The 20,523-nt window shown below is 44.4% G+C and carries 14 protein-coding genes; 1 reads left to right on the top strand and 13 read right to left on the bottom strand.

Going from position 1 to position 20,523, the window contains the following annotated elements; genetic code table 11:
* Positions 1-74: 74 nt before the first annotated feature.
* The 12 genes from NSQ57_RS18500 to NSQ57_RS18555 all read right to left on the bottom strand — a co-directional run bounded on the left by NSQ57_RS18500 (position 75) and on the right by NSQ57_RS18555 (position 16,642).
* Complete coding sequence (locus NSQ57_RS18500; RefSeq protein WP_029515736.1) at positions 75-1,892, bottom strand: ABC transporter ATP-binding protein; 1,818 nt, start codon at positions 1,890-1,892, stop codon at positions 75-77.
* 97 nt (positions 1,893-1,989) lie between these two features.
* Positions 1,990-3,288 (bottom strand): NCS2 family permease, encoded by a 1,299-nt coding sequence (locus tag NSQ57_RS18505; RefSeq protein WP_029515737.1) that lies wholly within the window; start codon positions 3,286-3,288, stop codon positions 1,990-1,992.
* Between the two features lie 174 nt (positions 3,289-3,462).
* Positions 3,463-4,212, bottom strand: a complete 750-nt coding sequence (locus NSQ57_RS18510; protein WP_029515738.1) for a tRNA threonylcarbamoyladenosine dehydratase — start codon at positions 4,210-4,212, stop codon at positions 3,463-3,465.
* Positions 4,213-4,364: 152 nt separating this feature from the next.
* Positions 4,365-6,143: an aspartate--tRNA ligase gene (aspS, locus tag NSQ57_RS18515; RefSeq protein WP_029515739.1), complete on the bottom strand. Its 1,779-nt coding sequence runs from the start codon at positions 6,141-6,143 to the stop codon at positions 4,365-4,367.
* Positions 6,144-6,228: 85 nt separating this feature from the next.
* Positions 6,229-7,473: a histidine--tRNA ligase gene (gene hisS / locus NSQ57_RS18520; RefSeq protein WP_342425144.1), complete on the bottom strand. Its 1,245-nt coding sequence runs from the start codon at positions 7,471-7,473 to the stop codon at positions 6,229-6,231.
* Between the two features lie 1,215 nt (positions 7,474-8,688).
* A complete protein-coding gene (locus NSQ57_RS18525) occupies positions 8,689-9,288 on the bottom strand; it encodes a TetR family transcriptional regulator (RefSeq protein ID WP_340932966.1) in 600 nt (199 codons plus the stop codon).
* Between the two features lie 294 nt (positions 9,289-9,582).
* Positions 9,583-11,856, bottom strand: coding sequence for a PEP/pyruvate-binding domain-containing protein (locus NSQ57_RS18530; protein ID WP_342425145.1), 2,274 nt, complete (start codon positions 11,854-11,856; stop codon positions 9,583-9,585).
* Positions 11,857-12,332: 476 nt separating this feature from the next.
* Positions 12,333-12,803 carry a hypothetical protein gene (locus tag NSQ57_RS18535; RefSeq protein WP_069012463.1) on the bottom strand — a complete coding sequence of 157 codons (471 nt, stop codon included), beginning with the start codon at positions 12,801-12,803 and terminating at the stop codon, positions 12,333-12,335.
* Positions 12,804-12,862: 59 nt separating this feature from the next.
* On the bottom strand, positions 12,863-13,369 hold the full coding sequence (locus tag NSQ57_RS18540) for a type 1 glutamine amidotransferase domain-containing protein (protein ID WP_029514821.1): 507 nt from the start codon (positions 13,367-13,369) through the stop codon (positions 12,863-12,865).
* A 231-nt stretch (positions 13,370-13,600) separates the two neighbouring features.
* Entirely contained in the window at positions 13,601-13,762 is a 162-nt protein-coding gene (locus NSQ57_RS18545; RefSeq protein ID WP_165150826.1) for a hypothetical protein, read from the bottom strand.
* A gap of 118 nt (positions 13,763-13,880) precedes the next feature.
* Positions 13,881-14,327 (bottom strand): D-aminoacyl-tRNA deacylase, encoded by a 447-nt coding sequence (gene dtd, locus NSQ57_RS18550; RefSeq protein ID WP_069012461.1) that lies wholly within the window; start codon positions 14,325-14,327, stop codon positions 13,881-13,883.
* A 137-nt stretch (positions 14,328-14,464) separates the two neighbouring features.
* Complete coding sequence (locus NSQ57_RS18555; RefSeq protein ID WP_025720225.1) at positions 14,465-16,642, bottom strand: bifunctional (p)ppGpp synthetase/guanosine-3',5'-bis(diphosphate) 3'-pyrophosphohydrolase; 2,178 nt, start codon at positions 16,640-16,642, stop codon at positions 14,465-14,467.
* 269 nt (positions 16,643-16,911) lie between these two features.
* Between NSQ57_RS18555 and uraA the strand changes: the two genes are divergently transcribed.
* Positions 16,912-18,222: a uracil permease gene (gene uraA, locus NSQ57_RS18560; protein ID WP_318627548.1), complete on the top strand. Its 1,311-nt coding sequence runs from the start codon at positions 16,912-16,914 to the stop codon at positions 18,220-18,222.
* 137 nt (positions 18,223-18,359) lie between these two features.
* Here the strand turns inward: uraA and NSQ57_RS18565 are convergent, their stop codons facing one another.
* Positions 18,360-20,417, bottom strand: a complete 2,058-nt coding sequence (locus tag NSQ57_RS18565) for a methyl-accepting chemotaxis protein (protein WP_341039872.1) — start codon at positions 20,415-20,417, stop codon at positions 18,360-18,362.
* Positions 20,418-20,523 lie beyond the last annotated feature (106 nt).

Consider the following 20,523-nt stretch of genomic DNA (forward strand, 5'->3'; position numbering starts at 1 on the left):
GCACCAGCGAAGCGGGTGATTTGAATCCGAAGAAGCGGAGCGATCGGAGGATCAAGTCACACGCGAAGCGGCCTCTAATACTCCATACTTCTCTCCCCCATCTCCACAAACTGCTTTTGAGCCAGCTCACGGTACACCTGATGGGACTCTAATAACTCTGTATGAGTTCCTGCACCGGTCACCTTGCCCTTGTCCAACACGATAATCTGGTCGGAGTGAACCACCGTAGACAAACGATGAGCAATGACAATCGTCGTGCGTCCTTCCATCAAGTTCGCTAGGGCCTTCTGTACCTCATGCTCAGATGAGCTATCCAGACTAGATGTAGCCTCATCCAGCATGAGGATGTCAGGGCTACGAAGAAGCGCACGCGCAATAGCGATCCGTTGACGCTGGCCTCCGGACAGCTTCATTCCCCGTTCTCCCACCTCAGTGTTGTAGCCTTGAGGTAGATCCATAATAAATGTATCCGCATACGCCATCGTAGCTGCTCGTCTCACTTCTTCCAAGTCAGCTTCGCGCCCCAAGCCATATGTAATGTTATCTCTGACCGTTCCGGTCATCATTGAGCTTTCCTGCGATACATAACCAATTTTGGAGCGCCAGGAGGAAAGTGTATATGACGATATCGGTTCGTCTCCATAACGAATTTCCCCTGTATCTGGCACATAAAAGCGCTCTAGCAATGAAAATAAGGTGGATTTCCCACTCCCGCTCGGACCCACGAATGCTGTCGTCCGGTTAGCCGGAATGACCAAGTTTGCATTATGAAGAACCTCTTCACCTTCGGTATAGGAAAAGACAACATCACGAAGTATAATATCTCTGCTCTCTTTTGCCGCTTCCTGCTTCAACTCGAGCGGTTCCTCTTCATGATCTAAAATCGTCTGAATCCGTTCAGTAGCCCCAACCACCTTTTGCAGACGTGAATACAGAGTCGTGAATTGTGCCATCGGTGTGATCACCTGAAATAGCAGCAAAATAAATGCCACCAAATCCCCCGCGGTCAGCACACCCGATGCAACGCGAACACCACCAACCCCCAATATAATGACCAGTACTGCAGTCAACAAGAAGGTAGAAATTGGACCTACAAGGGCCAGGATACGTGACTCTTGCAAACCGAAGCGGAACATCCGGTAAATACGATCCTCACCAGCCTGAGCCTCTCTGCTTTCGGTTCCGTAGGCCTTCACCAGTCTGATTTCGCCGATAACCTGACTTAACACTGAGGTCAGATCTGCCATCTCATCCTGCTGTTTTTTGGAGATGCGGTACATTTTTCTGCCTACCGGAAATAAAATTAGAGCTGTTAGCGGAACAATAGCCATAATAATGAGCGTCATCACCCAATCCAGATAAAATAACAATGCAATACCACCAATAATTGCAATCACATTAGAAATCAAATTGACTAGATACTCCGTAATTAAGTTCATAATCAGGCTTGTATCATTAGTGACGCGACTCATCGTATCTCCTGACCGATTTCTATCAAAGTAAGGTATAGGTAGAGATAAGATTTTATGCCATAAGCGTTTGCGCAAATTAGCCACAATCTTATGCCCAGCATAGTTCAACATATAGATAGAAACTGCCGAAGCCACCGCTTGAATCACAAAAGCGCCAAGCAGACCAACAATGACCATACGGTTTAGTGAAGAAAAGGTCAAGCCATCAATCAACCCTTTAGTCATCATGGGTACGATTAAACCAGCCATGGTCTGAATCAGGGTCAGAATCAGGGCGATGATCAGAATGGCTTTGGGCGGATGCGCACTCGCAATCAATTTGATAAACCGCCCCATGCCAGCCTTATCCGGTCTTTTACCCGGCTTTTCCTTCATCCGGTCCTCCTGCTCTTCTTGGTGTATATGATGTTCTTTTTCCATATACCATCAACCTCGCTTCCTGTCTGACCATTCTTGTTCAAACAACAACACCCGCGCTCTGCGCGGGTATGAACAGTACAATCTATCTTCGAGTTTACTACACCAGAGAATGAAGCACAAAATTTGCCACAAACAGTACAGATATGATATATAATGCGATAGGTACTTCCTTGCCCCGTCCTGCTGCCAGCTTGGCTACGGGGTATGCAATAAAACCAAATGCCATTCCGTCTACGATACTATAAGTAAAGGGCATCATCACCATGATCAGAAATGCAGGAAACGCTTCAGTAAAATCACTGAAATCCATCTCTCGCACATTTTGCACCATTAGCCCCCCAATGATGATCAACACGGGTGCAATGGCACTATCAGGAATATAAGCCAACAGTGGAATAAAGAAAAACGTCGCCCCGAATAAAATAGCAGTTACCAGCGGTGTCATTCCCGAGCGTCCCCCTGCTGCAATACCAGCCGTCGATTCCGCAGCGGCTACCGCCGGACTGCTGCCCAAAATACCGGCAAAGATATTGGTTACAGCCAACACACGCAAGCTGTTTTTAAATAAATCCGGTCTACCAATCATGTTGGTTTGTGCAGTAATCATACCAATATTCTCGAATAGCACAATGAGTAGGAGCAAAAAGACAGCGATCCAGAAAGCTACCGAGACAATGCCTGAAAAGGAAAGCTCTCCAAACAATTGCCCATACTGTCGCACCGTTTCAGAGGTTCGTACCGTGCTTGTAGGCTCTACAGCTCCCAGTATATAAGCAAGCCCAGTTCCCGCCAAAATACTAATTAGTAAACCTCCCTGAACGTTACGCACAAACAATACAATAGCGAGCAGCAACGTTACACAAGCCGTAATTACCTTGGGATCATTAAAATGGCCAATAGCCACAAAAGTCGTCTGATGAGCAATCACGATGCCGCTTTTTTGCAAACCGATAAAGGTTAAAAACAAACCAATGCCTACCGTAATTCCGTGCTGCAAATTATGGGGAATCGCTTGGCTAATCAGCTTGTACAATGATGTAAAGGCCACAATGGCGAATATAACCCCTGTGACGGCAACTACCATCAACGCTTCCTGCCAGCTCAGCTTCATGGAATGTACCAGCGTATAAGTGAAAAAGGCATTAATCCCCATCCCTGGTACAACGACCATTGGAGATTTCCCACCAAAAGCCATCAGTAGACAGCCGATCATCGATGTCAGCAGTGTCCCGAGCATCGCCCCTTGGAGGGGAATCCCGGCATCTGACAAAATAGTCGCATTAACCATAACAATGTATACCACGGAAAAATAAGAAATGGCCCCAGCGGCTAATTCCTTTTTCCAATGATGCTCGGGCTTGTAACCGAGACTTCTGGACCATAGTCCATCCTTCATACCAAAACCCTCCAGCAAGTTGTTCAATCTGTTTACAGTAAGCTGCACTTTTTCAAAACAAAAAAGAGCTGTAGCAACTGTGACACAAAGGATGTGATGCACAGAACTACAGGTCTTAAAGTGAATACATACTGCTGTAAATCTACGAATGCACTGCCATGCTATTTTTACAACTTACACACCAGCGTGTTCTAATAAATCCTTCACGGCTACACTAACCATGATCAGTCCTGCTACCGGAGGTACAAATGCATTGCTTGCAGGCGGCTGCTTCGCTTTCCGGATTTCAGGTGCGTTGGCAGGTACAATTTTTTTTGTAATTTCTTCACGTGGCTTCTTTGGTTCCTCATCGGAGAATACAACCTTGACGCCTTTGGTAATGCCTTCCTTACGCAACTTGGTGCGGATGACACGGGCAATCGGGTCCATTCTGGTTTGGGAAATATCCGCTACTTGAAAACGACTTGGATCCATTTTATTCGCAGCGCCCATACTGGAGATCAGCGGAATCCCCCGTTTCAGGCATTCCTTAATCAAATGAATTTTGTAAATAATCGTATCTGAAGCATCCAGCACATAATCCAGTTCGTACTTAAATAACTCCTCATACGTTTCTTCCGTATAAAACATGTTCAGTGCAATCGCTTCACATTCAGGATTAATCAGCTTCACACGCTCTACCATCAGATCCGCCTTTTTTTGACCTACCGTCGTTGTCAACGCATGTATTTGGCGATTAATATTGGTGATATCTACAACATCTTTATCAATCAAAATGATACGTCCAACACCTGTGCGCGCCAGTGCTTCCACTGCAATCGAACCGACACCGCCGATACCCAGCACGGCCACCGTGCTATTTTTCATAACCTCAAGACCTTCAGTTCCGATAGCCAGTTCCGTTCGTGAAAATTGATGCAACAATATGGTATATCCTCCCTCACTGATTTAAACTCTATACTTGAACTCCAGCATACAAACCACGAACCCATTATCCATAAAAGGGTAACGGGTTCACGGCATTCTATAATCTATCCACAAGCCACTCGGTGCACTTGCAAAGACAAACGTTCATCTTAAGCTTTAGGAGTAACAGGTTTCGGGGCAAGACGGATGTGAAGCTGTTCCAATTGAGCTTGATCCACTTCGCTTGGTGCATCCATAAGCAGGTCTGTCGCGCTAGCTGTTTTCGGGAATGCAATGGTTTCACGCAGGTTTGTACGACCTGCAAGCAGCATCACAAGACGGTCAAAACCGAAGGCAATACCACCATGTGGAGGCGTACCATATTCAAATGCATCCAGCAGGTAACCGAATTTATCCTTCACTTCCTCAGGCGGCAGGTTGAGCGCTTTGAACATTTTCTCCTGAACTTCACGCTTGAAAATACGCATCGAGCCACCACCCACTTCGTAGCCGTTCAGCACGATATCGTAGGCCTGAGCACGAACTTGACCTGGATCTGTGTCCAAGAGGGCCAGGTCTTCTTCCTTCGGACGAGTGAACGGATGGTGCTCCGCTACATAACGTTTTTGTTCTTCATCATAGCCCAGAAGCGGGAAGTCTACGACCCAGGCAAATTTGAATTTGTTATCGTCGATGAGGCCCAAATGACGGCCAATTTTCAGACGAAGCGCGCCCAATACATCAGCAACTACTTTTTTATTATCCGCAGAGAACAGCAACAGGTCACCTTCTTCGGCTCCCGTACGCTCTTTCAAGGCTTCGATTTCTTCCGGTGTGAAGAATTTAACGATAGGCCCCTTGAATTCGCCTTCTTTCACTTGGATCCAAGCCAAGCCCTTTGCTCCATAACGTGCTGCAAAAGGACCCAGGTCATCAATGTCCTTACGGCTCCACGTGCCACATCCTTTGGCATTGAGAACTTTAACTTCCCCGCCCTTTTCAATTACGGAAGCAAATACTTTCACACCACTGGTTGCCACGATATCATTGACATTAATCAACTCCAGACCAAAACGTAGGTCAGGCTTGTCTGAACCGTATTTATCCATCGCTTCTGCATGTGTAATTCGTTGGAACGGTGTTTCCAGTTCTACTCCAACGGTTTCTTTGAACAATTTCACCATAAGACGCTCCATCATAGGCAGCAAATCATCCTGTTGCATGAAGGAGGTCTCAATGTCGACCTGCGTAAATTCAGGCTGACGGTCAGCACGCAAATCTTCATCACGGAAACAACGTGCAATTTGGTAGTAGCGCTCCACGCCACCAACCATCAGCAATTGCTTGTACAGTTGTGGAGATTGCGGCAAGGCGAAAAACTCACCTTCATGTACCCGGCTAGGTACCAGATAATCACGGGCGCCCTCTGGGGAACTTTTTGTCAAAATCGGTGTTTCCACCTCAATGAAATCCTCACCGTCCAGGAAATCACGGAATACTTTTGCTGCTTTGGAACGCAGCTTCAAGGTCTGATGCATTTCCGGACGACGCAAGTCCAGATAACGATATTTCAAACGCAGTGACTCGTCTACTTCCACGCCATCTTCAATGAAGAACGGAGGTGTTTTGGATGCATTCAATACTTCGATTTCAGTGACACGCACTTCAATTTCACCTGTAGGCAGGTTCGGGTTAATCGTTTCTGCATCCCGTTTGACAATGGTACCAGTAACCTCAAGCACATACTCACTACGAACACGGTCCGCAATTTGCAGTGCGTCACCGGAATATGCCGGATTAAATACGATTTGTACAATTCCGCTACGGTCACGCAGGTCTATAAAAAGTACGCCCCCCAAATCACGACGGGTTTGTACCCAACCGTTCAATGTAACTGTTTCTCCGATATGCGCATGAGTCAATGCGCCGCATTGATGACTCCTTTTCATAATACACACTCCTGTTTATGTTTAGTAGTTAATGCTATATGACAGCCAGAGGGAGACTCCCCCTGACTGATGTTACACATCTTCTTTATCCTAGTTCTTCCACCAGCTGATCCAGCTTAACAGTGCGCTGCTCGCCCGTTTCCATGTTTTTCAGTGCAATTTCACCTTGAACCAGCTCATCTTCACCCAGAATCGCAGTATACCTTGCTTTAAAGCGATCGGCTGATTTCATCTGCGCCTTCATTTTACGACCCAGATAATCTCGTTCTGCGGAAAATCCAGCTTGACGCAATTTGAATAGTTGTTTGGTTACTTCCGTTCCTGCCGCCTCACCCAACGCCACCATATAGATATCTAACGGCTTGGATTCGTTCAGTTTGACACCTTGATGCTCCAAAATCAGCTGGATTCGCTCCAGTCCAATACCAAAACCAATCCCTGGCTGATCCGGTCCGCCCAGATCTCCAACCAATCCGTTGTAGCGGCCGCCTCCACCGATCGTGTCTATGGCGCCAATTCCTTCAGCTTTGAATTCGAACGCTGTCAACGTATAATAATCCAGCCCCCGTACCAAACGCGGGTTAACTGTATATTCCACACCCATGGCATCCAAATTTTGCTTCACTTTCTCAAAATGTGTGCGAGATTCATCGTCCAAGCTATCCAAAATCGAAGGTGCACCTCCAAATTTGTCCTGGTCATCTTTGCTATCCAGCACTCGTAATGGATTACGCTCAATGCGTGCTTGGCTCTCCTTGGTCAACGTATCCTTAATTGGCATCAAGAAGTCCACCAGATGCTGACGATAAGCTGCGCGGCTGGCTGCATTACCGACGGAGTTAATCTCCACCTGTACTCCTTTCAGACCCAGCTCACGGCAGAATTGATACCCGAAAGCAATAACTTCTGCATCCAGTGCCGGATCAACCGCTCCAAATGCTTCAATTCCAAATTGGTGAAACTGGCGCTGACGCCCAGCCTGTGGACGCTCATAACGGAACATCGGACCGATATAATACAGCTTAGTTACATCCGGCTCCCCGTATAGTTTGTTCTCCACATAGGAGCGGACAACCCCTGCTGTTCCTTCCGGACGCAAAGTCATGCTGCGCTTCCCTTTATCCTCAAAAGTATACATTTCCTTTTCCACTACATCCGTCGTTTCACCCACACCTCGAACGAACAAATTCGTTTGTTCGAACATTGGTGTACGAATCTCTCGGTAATTAAAGCGGCGGCTAATCTCACGGGCTTTTTCCTCGACCACTTGCCATTTTTCTACACTGCCCGGCAGCAAATCTTGTGTTCCCGTCGGTTTTTGAAAGGCCATTAACGTATCCCCCCATCGTTGTATTTCATATTGTGCTCTTTCTTCTTGCTCCACTTTCAATATAAAACAAAAAATCCCTCGTCCTGTTAACATTAACAGGGACGAGGGATTGTCGTTTACAAATCACCCGTGGTACCACCCACATTCCGGAGTTTGTCCAGACAACCAGCATAAAATCACTCATTGCCCGTCAGCAATATACTGACTCCGCTCATACGTATAACGCCCGTAACGCGCAGTACGGCTATTATGCAGGACCATCCACTGTCGGCACAATTACAATGTACTTTCAGTAGGGTTTCCTCAATTGTTCGCCGCCTGTTCTCGGGGAGGTCATTCATCCGTTCATCAAGGGAATTTTTACAGCCTGGAAATTCCTCTCTGCGCTTGTGGGTTCGGAGTACTTGGTCCCGTCATCAAATCATTTTTCATTATTTTATGATTTTAATGAACCGCTTCGACAAAGTCAAGACATTCTATAGCTTCTCTGCAACTTTGTATCATTGTCACACATGGACACGAAGAGTTTCCGATGTTCGCCAGGTAGGCAGACACCTCACAAAATACAAAAAAACAGCCTGACTTAAAAAGCCTAAACTGCTTTTAGTGATGTAATGTATCCCTGGTTTTTCCTAACAGTCTGTGTTTGGGAACTATCGCATACATTGACGACGGATTGTAGAATTTACGTATCATCGCTCGAACCACATTTTCTTGTCCGGTTTCGACATGCAGCACATACCAGCTCATAATCGCTGTCAATCCCTTCTCAGTAGAGACGCAGAAATATTTCAATTTTAAATATTATATTTATTCCCTTTTATAGTTATATTATGAAGTAGATATTATCAAAAGGAAAAACATTAATCAACAACTAATTTCATACAAATTTCGACACCTATCTATTTTTTATCCAATTAAATCATTTCCTGATATCATACGGTATCATGAATATATAACAGCTTTACACTAATATCATTTGTTGAATTTATGCATTTAATTTTACTATACATAAAAATTATACGAACAGGATGGTCCATCACTACCATGAAAAAATCATAAATTGATATAATCAGTATATTTTATGTATTGTGAACCCAAACAAGCTGCCTCCGACCAGATACCGAAGACAGCTTACCGCTTGTTTATTTAATATTATGAAATGAGATTTAAGGAGGAAAACAGAAGCCTCTTCTTAAACATAGGCTCAATTGTTTATAGTGGAAGGCCAGTCTCCAAGAGATTTAATGCTTCAGATAATAATTCAGAAAAATTTTCAGTTGGATTTTCCGCATAATGCAACATAACAGATATGTTAACACCTATGACGGCGCCTGCAAAAGTTCGAATCTGCAAGTCTTCAGGATCTCGTCCCACCCGTTTGGAAACCATCTCAGCAATCATATGCATTGTATCAGTCAAATTATTCAAGGTTGCAGCCCGGAGTTCCGGTACTGACATCACGAGTTGGTTACGCTCACGTGTAGTAGACATTTCGTCGCCGGACATGTCAGACATGGTTGCTAACATAGCATTACGCACAGCTTGAAGTGGAGTTAAATGAGCTGGCTGTTCTTCAAATGCAGATATAAGCAGGGGATCATAGTTATCTGTAACAATCACATCCTCCTTGCTCGAAAAATAGCGAAAAAAGGTGCTTGGTGAAATCTCCGCTGCTTCTGCAATCTGTTCCACAGTAGTTTCGTTATATCCCAGTTCGCTGAATAGGCGTAACGCATGCATTTGAATCGATGCAATGGTTTTTGCTTTTTTTCGCTCCCTCAGCCCAAGATTTTGCTGGTGTTCAAGTGACATTTGTTTCACTCCTCAATAGATTGCTCATTCAAGTTTCACTCCTCATCGAGCAATTTGCTTCAGCATATATTTTTGACCACATGCACATTATTGCCCGATTTTGCGTTTACACTCAGTTTATCATGATCCTTTGTACTTCACGATACCCAGGATTGTATTATTCCTGACTGTAAAGCAATACATCAAAACTTGAAACCACTCCAATTTCAGCTTTTATAGGCGAATATGCGGCGTACAGAAGCTGATAGGTTGAATCAGGTTGGTTCTATTGAGAAATTCAAAAAATTTATCTCCTCACCTCGTTAGTACAATTCCCTGCCCACCATCAACAATAACCCTGTCGCCGGTTTTCATTCTTGTAGTAGCATTTCCACATCCTACAACAGCTGGAATGCCTAGCTCTCTGGCTACAATTGCAGCATGAGAGAGTGGTGCTCCTATATCTGTTACAATCGCAGCTGCTTTTGGAAAAAGTGGAGTCCAGCCTACATTCGTTGTCGAGGTCACCAGTATTTCACCAGGAAGGAGCTGGTGTCCATCCTCAGGATTCCTCAGTACACGTACAGTCCCCTCAATTCTACCTGCCGCTCCAGCAACTCCTTCAATGATTTCAGAATGGATAGAGCTATCTAATGGTATATATGGATCATAATAATCTACTCTGCGATTGGGATCCTCCATCCATTGTAAAGGTTCAAATCGCCCACGTATAATCGAGGGGAACGCAGGCAGTTGCTTATATTTTAAATAGTTCACTTTTCTGGTCGAGATTCTCTCCTCAATAACACTTCCTCCTGCAAGCCAGCCCAATATCTCATCCACATATAAAAAAAATACATCTTCTCCTATGCCAATCAACTCGCCTGCTTTCAGCGCGAAAGAGCGATTTAATCTGAAGACACGCGTCCATTCCGAACGAACAGCTTCCCTTAAATGCGGTCCTTCAGAAATTTTTGCTATGACACGTTTCAACTTATTTATCTTGTATGGAAAACGCTGCTCCAATCTTCTCCAAACCACTTCATTTTGTTCACGTTGTTTATACAATAAATCGTCAACATTTATTCCAGATTTCTTTGTTTCTTGGATTTGCTTTTCCAGCCAACTCGGTTCTTCTCTTGGATCAGGTATCGATAGCTCAAACTCATGTGGGCCTCGGTGACCATATTCCAATAGATAATCCTCCTGACTCATTTCACCTTTCACGACTGAAGATATACCAACAACAGGTCCCAAGCTGGCCAAACCTGTACTTCCGCTCAGATTAGATAGAAGTACACTAGCATCATCACGTCCAAGCCATTTCTCCAACTTTTCCTTCAATCGAACAAAATTTTGCATCTTGCTACTAGGTCCTTCCAGTGCAATCCACATCGCTTCAATATTTTTAGGCCAAAGCTGCTCACGCCATAATGTAATCAATTCTTCCTTGGACTGGACATTGCCAATTAACTCTTCCGTTTGAGTGCACCAGGCCGCTGTTTCTTTTATGTGCTGTGGTAATAATTTCATCGCTTTTCGGGTCTGTTTAAAAGCATACAGCATCTTGGGGAGCATTATTTTAATGAGCTCTTTCCTAGAAAACGGATATATAGGAATTTGGATTTCATCTGGAATTTCCCCAAAAACATTGCTCATTTTTTTTAATATTGACTTTTTATTCCACCCAAATGCAAAAAAAACGGACAATGGTACACTCACATTGGAGTATACTCTTCCACAGATATTACCAGACATTAAATAATGACCAGGAATCACATTATGTTCTTCGTCCAAAGCACGAATAATAGACCAGCTTAAGGGAGTAACAACATCTGAAATGGATTCACCTACATTAGTATTCGTCCAAAGAAAATCACCTGATAAAGAATCATTCCATTCAAATGCATCCATATTTCCAGGGCTTAAAGTAGTAACAGGTCGTGCTTGTAAAAAAAAGAGTTGGCCATTGGCAATGGCCCATTCAATATCCTGTGGTTCTCCCATCGCTTTTTCCAGACGGGAAGCATACCAATATAGCTTTTTGATATAAGGAAGTAATTCTTTTGGCCCTTTATATCGACCTGAGGGTTTAAATAAGGAGAAAACACGAGCATTTCCTTTACCAGATACCAGTTGCTCCCCTAACCCGAACACAAAATTTCCAGACATTACTGAACGATTGCCCGTAATAGGGTCTGCTGTAAAAAGAACACCCGAGATTTCAGAAGGAACCATGATTTGGACTACAATCGCCATTTGGTGTGCTTCTTCAAAACCCTTAACTGCACTGTATGCCCGCACCCTCTCACTGTATTGAGAATGGTGAACCACATACAAGGCTTTCAGAACGTCCTCGTTTGTTTGTACTTCTAAGACACTTTCAAACTCTCCTGCAAAAGAAGCTAAGGCTGAATCCTCGCTCAAGGCTGAAGACCTTACTGCAAATGAGACATTAGGGTAATCCTTACGAAGCTTTTCCAAATACCTGATCATTTCTTTCCATGTCTTTTCCTTAAGTTTTTCCCCTTGAAAGGCCTGTGGAAAAACAATAAAACCATTAGGAATCGGATAACCAGCTTGAAGCATCCTAGCAAGCATCCCTCCTTTGCCTCCGGTCCATTTCCGCAGCTCAGGAGTTATCTCTGCAAACCATTCTATTTCATTACCCATTTTGACACTTCCTAACTTTTTCAGTTGTAATATTTCGGTCCCGTAATTGGAAATGGGTATATTTATTGTTTATATTTTTATTATTTCGGGACTTAGTATCTTTTTACACTTTATACAAAAAGACAGTCAGTGTCAAATTAAATAATCTTCCACTTTTTTTGTATCCTGTATCGTTAGCCTCATAGCAACTTACTGTACAAATAAGTCCTAAAAAAGAAAATAGCCTGCGGAAACGGTCCGCAGGCTCAAAAAGATATATCAAAAGGGGGTCATGCTGTTATTATAAACTGCTAATATTAAGGAATGATGTTTCGAATATTACAATTGTATTACAGTCACTCTTTTGTAGCTAAATTCTCAAGTATCGACAATCTTGTGCCGTGCTCTCAACTTTAATCCAACTGCGATACATATCCACGATTGGAACGCAGCTTATAAATGACCTCATCATAATCGGCATCATTCACCTTTGCAGATAATACATACCGTAATTCATCTTGATCACCGTTAATATACACATCTGTTGCACGGAGCAACCCTCCGTCATGATTCGTTGTTCCGCTCCGATCTTCATCCAGATCCCTTTGGGCTGAGCCAGAGTTAATCTGGCCATCCTTCACATCTGGTAAAATATTCTCGCCATAAGCACCCGCCGCAGGGATTGCCGCACCCGCTGAGCCTCCTGTGCTCACAGAGCCAGTATTGTTATAAGGGACCAACGGAATTAAAACCCTCGTCTCCCGACCGAGCGTCTCATCCAGAGCACCTACTTCCAAATGTTCAGTTCTATAAGCCTGAAGCGAAGCTCTAGCGCCCTCAGCTTCATCTTCTGTGCGAAAATAAGCCTGAATCTGTTTAGCCATATCAAATCCTCCTCGTTAGGGAATTGTACTGGCATAAATCTAGGAAGCATTCACGGAAATTACAATGCCTTTAACAACTCACGCACAAAAGCGGGCTCATCCTTAGGGGTCCGAGACGTAATAAAGTTACCGTCCACAACCGCCTCTCGATCCTCAAAATAAGCACCCGCATTAATCAAGTCATCTTTCAATGGAGGATAAGCTGTAATCGTCCGGCCTTGTAACAAATCGGCACTCGCCAAAATTTGTGGCCCGTGACAGATAGCGCCAATCGTTTTTTTGGACTCATTAATTTCAGTTACAAATTTCAGAACATTTGCATCCAAACGGAGATTTTCCGGAGATGATCCACCAGGAATAACAACTGCATCATAATCACTTGATTTCACATCTGCAATGGCTTTTTCAATAGTATAGCTTGCTTTACCTTGCTTACCGCTCACTTTCTCACCTTGCTTCAGCCCAACAATATCCGCCTCATGTCCAGCCTTTTTTAATTCATCATAAGGTACCTTCATTTCGGAATCTTCAAATTGGTCAGCCAATAAAAATGCAATTTTACTCATGAATGTTCAGATCTCCTTTCCGGTTATCCCTGATACAAGTTTAAAATTAAGCTTATTTTTCTACCACGATTTGTTATTACCCGCTTGATCTGTTTTTATAACAATTCGCAGCGGCGGAAAAGAAAAAGGAGCCTTTCGGCTCCTCCACTAATTCAATGCTACATATTTTATTTTTGGCCACTTTATGCTACTTTCGGGTGGCACCTTATTAACGCTCCATTTAACCCAATGTTACCTGCGCGGCAAAGCGCCGCGTCCTGGCTTGTCTATGGCTGTTGCAACATGCTGTAATAACGTATCAGCATTACGAGTAAGGCTGATTGCCTCCTGCATACTACCGGGAAAAAGCAGCATAGTGCTTCGATGCCCGTCCATTTTTGGGGTTTGACGCATAGCTTCGTCTCTCCTGTCACCCTTAGGCTATCCGCCTGGCTAATCACCAATTGGGATGACATTATGGTCCCTCTGAACAGCTATTTTATTCTACTCAGACCTCGCCGTGAATGTATAGTTACGAACGTTCGGTATCCAAAATCAGTGTGACTGGGCCCCAGTTCGTCAATGAAACATCCATCATAGCCCCAAAAATTCCCGTTTCTACCTTCAGGCCCTTGGCTCGAAGCTGACTGTTGAAGAAATCATACAGCTTCTCCGCTTCCTCAGGTTTGGCCGCCCCCATAAAGTTAGGCCTTCTTCCTTTACGGCAGTCACCATACAACGTAAATTGAGAGACAGACAAAATGGCTCCACCGACATCCAGAACGCTGTCATTCATTTTGCCTTCAGCATCATCAAATATACGTAATCCCGCCGTTTTATCCGCCAAATAAACGGCATCGGCTGCTGTATCTCCCTGACCAATACCAACCAGCAGCATTAATCCGGTTCCAATCTTGCCAACCACCTTTTGATTCACCGTTACCTGAGCGTCTTTACAGCGCTGAATAATGATCTTCATCGACTATCCGATATCTCCTTTAACCTTCCCTTTTAAAAGGTGCTCACAGCCGTACTACGGCTCTTTTAGCAGCCTATGGGTCTTTCTACCCAAGATATGTTACAAAGGCTATAAACCTATCTGTACGCTTCATAAGGTTATTGCATAATCCGATGCACGGTGTATACATCCTTCACCCGTTTAATCCGTTCGACAACAGAATGCAAATGATCCGTGTTGCGAATGAGAATCGTGATGTGAATCATCGCCATTTTATTTTTATCTGTACGACCTGTAACGGCCGAGAAGCTGGTTTTGTTCTCAGAAATGGCCTGAAGCACTTCATTCAGCAAACCGTTGCGATCATGGCCCGTAATCTCAATATCGACACTGTAATTGACTTCCGCTGCTTCTTCCCACTCTACTTCAATCACACGCGCCTGGTCTTCGCCCGTACCCGAAGGAATATTCGGGCAATCCGTCCGGTGAACGGATACGCCGCGTCCACGTGTTACATAGCCAATGATGTCATCTCCCGGTACGGGATTACAACATCGTGCAAAACGAACGAGTAAATTATCGACGCCTCTGACGCTGACACCGTTGGTAGGTGTTTTTTTCCGTTCGCCTTGCGGCTTGTACTCCTTGACCTCGGTCGTCAATTCGATCAACCGTGCCTCTTCTTGTTCCTTACGCAGCTTCTCTGTCAAACGTGTACAGACCTGCGCTGCGGTTATACCACCAAAACCAATCGCAGACAGCATATCTTCGGAATCGTTAAAAGAGAACTTCTGTGCCACTTCCTGAAGCTTGTCGTCGCTCATCCACACCGATGGCTCGATATCGCGTTTTCTTAGCTCACGTTCCAGATTTTCACGGCCTTTTTCAACATTCTCCTCACGCTTTTCTTTCTTGAACCATTGTTTGATTTTACTGCGCGCGTGAGAGGACTGAGCAATCTTGAGCCAGTCCTGACTAGGTCCATAAGAATGTTTGGACGTCATAATTTCGACAATATCCCCAGTTTTAAGCCGATAATCCAAAGGTACGATTCTTCCATTTACCTTAGAGCCAATCGTTCGATTGCCAACTTCGGTATGAATACGGAAAGCAAAGTCCAGCGGAACGGATCCGGCTGGCAACTCAATGACCTCTCCCTTAGGAGTAAACACAAACACAAGGTCTGAGAAAAAGTCCATTTTGAGCGATTCCACAAATTCCGACGCATCCTTCGCTTCATTTTGCAGCTCCAGGATTTCTCGAAAAAAGGTGATTTTATCCTCAAAGTTAGTGTTGTTTGCTCCGTTGCCTTCTTTATAGGCCCAATGGGCCGCAATCCCGAATTCAGCGGTACGATGCATATCCACTGTGCGAATTTGGACCTCGGTAGGCTCCCCGTTAGGACCTACTACTGTCGTATGAAGGGACTGATACATATTGGCCTTAGGCATAGCGATATAATCCTTAAACCGCCCCGGCATCGGCTTCCACAACGTATGGATAATCCCCAGTGTGGCGTAACAGTCTTTAATGTTATCCACAATAATTCGAATCGCCAGCAAATCATATATTTCATTGAACTGCTTGTTCTTCGTCGTCATTTTTTTAAACACACTGTAAATATGTTTAGGGCGTCCGGACAGATCAGCCTGAATGCCCATCTCTTCCAGCTTTTCTCTGATACGCTGTATGACATTATCAATAAACTGCTCCCGCTCTGCCCGCTTCTTATGCATCAAATTAGCAATGCGATAATACTGCTGAGGATTCAGATAGCGCAGAGCAATATCTTCCATTTCCCACTTAATGGCTGAAATACCCAGTCGGTTTGCAACCGGACAGAAAATCTCTAACGTTTCATAAGCAATCCGACGCTGGCTTTCCTCTGACTGATATTTCAAGGTACGCATGTTGTGCAGACGATCTGCTAACTTAATGACAATGACACGAATGTCCTGCGCCATAGCAATAAACATTTTTCGATAATTTTCGTTCTGTTGTTCTTCCTTGGAACGGAACTGGATACGCTCCAGTTTCGTCAGACCATCGACAAGCATCGCACATGTATCGCCAAAATGCTCGCGAATCTGCGCCAAAGACACCGTCGTATCCTCCACAACGTCATGTAAAAGAGCGGCGATAATGGAGATGGTATCCATCTGCATATTAACGACGATATCAGCAACCGCAAGCGGATGCAGAATATAAGGTTCACCGGACTTACGAGTCTGGCCGGAATGGGCCTGTTCGGCAAAATCATAGGCGTCCCTGATGCGGATAAGATCTGCTTCTCTGGTATAGGCCCCGGCCTTTTTAAGTAATTGCTCTATCCCCATTCTGCTCTATTCCGTGTCCTTTCTATGCAAAATGGAACCCGCCGATCAATGTCGCGCAAAGGTTCCCTTTTAAAAGTGATTTCCTACAATTATGACGGTTAGCACGTCACACGTCAACTATTACAGGTTTGGCATTGTAGCATTATTCTGTCACACATGGATAAGTAAAATGAGGAATGTTGACGAATTGAAACGAATTATATTGAAAAAATTACGAAAAGTAATTAATGTATATAAGAATAATTGAAAGAACTAAGGAGTGAACTGCGTTGCAACGCGAAATTCAAGTTAATGAAAAGCTACCGGCAGGACCTGGGTTCCTGCTCAGCGTACAGCATTTGTTTGCCATGTTTGGCAGTACCGTGCTGGTGCCGAATATTTTCGGCGTCGATCCCGGCATGATTTTGCTAATGAACGGTATTGGCACATTGTTGTACATCTGGATCTGCCGTGGCAAAATCCCCGCCTATCTCGGCTCCAGCTTCGCTTTTATCGCTCCCGTCAGTCTTGTGCTTAAAAACAATCCCGGCGGCAACGGCTATGCTATGGCCCTCGGTGCTTTCATCATTACAGGTATTATTTTCTGCCTCGTCGCACTGGTGATCAAATATGCCGGAACCCGTTGGCTGGACGTCGTTTTTCCTCCAGCTGTTATGGGCTCCATCGTAGCCTTAATCGGTCTGGAGCTGGTTCCGGTTGCAGCAGGCATGGCAGGCATTATCAATGCCGATCCTACTAAAGCATGGACTCCAGATCCCAAAACGATTACTCTTTCGCTCGTTACACTCGGGGTTACTGTTCTGGGTGCGGTGTTGTTTCGCGGGTTTGCCAAAATCATCCATATTCTGATCGGTATCGTAGTGGGCTATGTGCTTGCTTATTTTATGGGCATGGTCAATACACAGGCCATCGCAGACGCTCCTTTTTTCGGACATCCTGCAATTACCACTCCAGTTTTTAATACCTCTGCTATGCTGACGATTCTTCCTGTTGCTCTGGTCGTCATCGTAGAGCATATTGGTCACTTACTTGTGACTAGCAACATTGTCGGGCGTGAGTTGTCCAAAGATCCTGGTCTCCACCGCTCTCTGCTGGGTAACGGTATTTCCACCGTCATTTCGGGTTTTGTCGGTTCTACGCCTAATACGACTTATGGTGAAAATATTGGTGTCATGGCATTAACTAAAGTGTACTCTGTATGGGTTATTGGCGGAGCGGCTATCATTGCCATCCTGCTGTCCTTTTCAGGCACGTTCTCAGCGATTGTTTCTAATATTCCAGCTCCAGTTATGGGTGGCGTATCCTTACTATTATTCGGTGTCATTGCTGCCTCCGGTCTAAGAATCTTCGTTGAGCAAAAGGTTGATTTCGCCAAGCCAACTAACATGCTGCTTGCGACCATCGTGCTTGTTGTCGGAATCAGTGGTACTACGCTCACTTGGGGCGCTGTAACCTTGAAAGGTATGGCATTGGCTACAATCATCGGCATCATCCTCAGCTTGTTCTTCAAGCTGATTGACGTGCTCGGCTGGTCCAACGATAAATCACAGGAACCTTTAACCGAGAAAACACCAGATTGATATCTTTTTTTCAACTTTAAAAGGCCGCTCCATGTTAGTTATGGATCAACACGCTCAGGCTGTATAGACAAGCGTGTAAAGATCCATATCTCAATGGAGCGGCGTTTTTTTATGCACGGCCTTTTTTTCTAAAGATATCACACACGAAAGCGAGATACGACCTGATTAAGCGTATCAGAGACACCTGTAAGTGTCTTGACAGAGCTGTCCATACCTTCCAGATCCTTAAGCTGCCGTTCGGATCGTTCCGAGGCTTGCTCTGTACGTTTAGCTGAAGCTTTCGCAATGTCTGCAAGATATCCAATAGAGGCTGCAACTTCCTCTGAACCTGCCGACATTTCTTCTGAGGCAGATGAAACCTCCTGCACTTCTATCGCCACCTGCTGAATATCTTGATTCATCGCAATAAAACGTTCTTCCACCTCAAGTAAAATAGATACTCCTTCATCCATCTCCAGAGCACCCTGCTGCATTCCTTCCAAAGCTAATTTGGTTTCTTCCTGCATGGATCGGATTCGACTCGTAATTTGTTCCGCAGACTCGCTCACGTTTACAGCCAGCTTGCCGATTTCTGAAGCCACCACAGCGAACCCTCGGCCATGCTCCCCTGCACGTGCGGCTTCAATGGAAGCATTCAGTGATAGCAACTTGGTCTGCCCACTAATTTCCTGAATCATTCCAATTATGCTGCCAATTTGGGCGGACCGCTCATTCAATGAGCTTACTACCCTGCCTGCCTCATCCATAGATATTTTCGCTTTATGCATTCCTTGGTTGACCACGGTCAACCGTTCATTTCCTTGTTGTGCCTTATGTTCAATCTCAGTGGTAGCCTCGGATACATGCTGGATAGATTCAGCAATACGCTGTATGCCAACAGCCATTTCTTCCATCGCAGTCGCACTCTCTGCTGCTGCGACCAATTGAAGCTCGGCTCCTTCCTTCACCTGTGCCAGTTCTCCTGCATTATGCTGCGCATCTTTAGTAGCCCCAGAAATCTCTTGGGAAATTTTTATAGATACGCCTGAGATAACATCTGACTCTTCGCTCAAACGTGATGCCATTCCTCTGGTTGCCGCAATCACCTTATTGATCCCGTCAGCCATTTGGCCAAATTCATCCTTACGTTGTTGTGTTAGTTCAACGCTGTAATCCCCATGAGCCATACGATTGGTTATCTGCATAATTTTTTTAATCTCTTTGATCATACCTGAATTGTTAATTAATAACGCTCCCATAATTAGCAAGATGCCTATAACACTAACAATAAGAAGAAGTTTAAGCATTTCGTTCGCAGAGCGGTTCAAATCGGATTCTGGCAGTAATACGCCGATTTTCCATCCGGTTTGTGGGAGTGTTTCGTACATTATCCGGTAGTCCTCACTATCAATGGGTACGGATAGTTGTCCGGACGTACCACTTTGAATAGATTGTGCTGCTTCCGCATTCATCGTTTTTGTTAACGGCTCGCCTGCTTTTAAGGACGGAAGACCGGATGACAAAATGGCTCCATTCTTATCCATCAAGATCGCACTACCGTTAGCACCAAACTTCATTTTTTCAATAAACGTTTGAATGTTTGTCATATTCAGGTCGCCAGTAATGACACCTAACAGCTTCCCTTCCCTGTCATAAAATGCTTTCCCTGCAGTAATCATATTGACTTTCAGTCTGCTATCGTAAAAAGGCTCCGTAAAATTTATTTCCTTACCACGTTCCACGGCTTCTGTATACCATGGCTGTGTTAAGTAGTCATATTGTGGATCATCATATTCAATCGTTTGCTTCACTAGCTGGCCATCTCTATGCACATATATGGAACGGTAAGTCACTCCCGGATCATACGCACCTTTAGCAAAATAAATGCCCAACCCGTATGACATATCATTTAAAGCCAACTCTTGTTCAAAAAAACGTCCATAACCCTCAATGTTCATTCCTGCTCCCAGTTGTTCCGCACTCTTAGTCAGCATCGAAACAAGTAAAGCATGACGATCTACGTTAGCTGCAATATCCGTTTTAACCCTCGACAAGGAATGAGCAGCATTTTGGCTTATTTCCGTATCTAGCTTCTGCTTGGCAAAAAAATAAGACAAAAAGCTGATTAAAATCAGCGTTATAAGTACAAGCGGAATCAAGGTAGAAAATGTCCGTGCCTGTAAACTCTTAAATCGAAATAAACCCAATATGACCACCTCTGCTCCTTTTTAATTATTTATCGACATTTATTTTAAATTTTTTATAACTATTCCCAATAAAAACAGTGGTAATTTGCACCAATCAAACAAAGTCACACCTAAA

Source organism: Paenibacillus sp. FSL L8-0502 (assembly GCF_038593055.1).
Lineage (GTDB): Bacteria > Bacillota > Bacilli > Paenibacillales > Paenibacillaceae > Paenibacillus > Paenibacillus polymyxa_D.

Coding starts and splice junctions, on each gene's coding strand:
- NSQ57_RS18500 (WP_029515736.1), bottom strand. CDS start 1,892: ATGGAAAAAGAACATCATATACACCAAGAAGAGCAGGAGGACCGGATG.
- NSQ57_RS18505 (WP_029515737.1), bottom strand. CDS start 3,288: ATGAAGGATGGACTATGGTCCAGAAGTCTCGGTTACAAGCCCGAGCAT.
- aspS (WP_029515739.1), bottom strand. CDS start 6,143: ATGAAAAGGAGTCATCAATGCGGCGCATTGACTCATGCGCATATCGGA.
- hisS (WP_342425144.1), bottom strand. CDS start 7,473: ATGGCCTTTCAAAAACCGACGGGAACACAAGATTTGCTGCCGGGCAGT.
- NSQ57_RS18525 (WP_340932966.1), bottom strand. CDS start 9,288: ATGTCACTTGAACACCAGCAAAATCTTGGGCTGAGGGAGCGAAAAAAA.
- NSQ57_RS18530 (WP_342425145.1), bottom strand. CDS start 11,856: ATGCTTCAAGCTGGTTATCCGATTCCTAATGGTTTTATTGTTTTTCCA.
- NSQ57_RS18535 (WP_069012463.1), bottom strand. CDS start 12,803: ATGGCTAAACAGATTCAGGCTTATTTTCGCACAGAAGATGAAGCTGAG.
- NSQ57_RS18540 (WP_029514821.1), bottom strand. CDS start 13,369: ATGAGTAAAATTGCATTTTTATTGGCTGACCAATTTGAAGATTCCGAA.
- NSQ57_RS18545 (WP_165150826.1), bottom strand. CDS start 13,762: ATGCGTCAAACCCCAAAAATGGACGGGCATCGAAGCACTATGCTGCTT.
- dtd (WP_069012461.1), bottom strand. CDS start 14,327: ATGAAGATCATTATTCAGCGCTGTAAAGACGCTCAGGTAACGGTGAAT.
- NSQ57_RS18555 (WP_025720225.1), bottom strand. CDS start 16,642: ATGGGGATAGAGCAATTACTTAAAAAGGCCGGGGCCTATACCAGAGAA.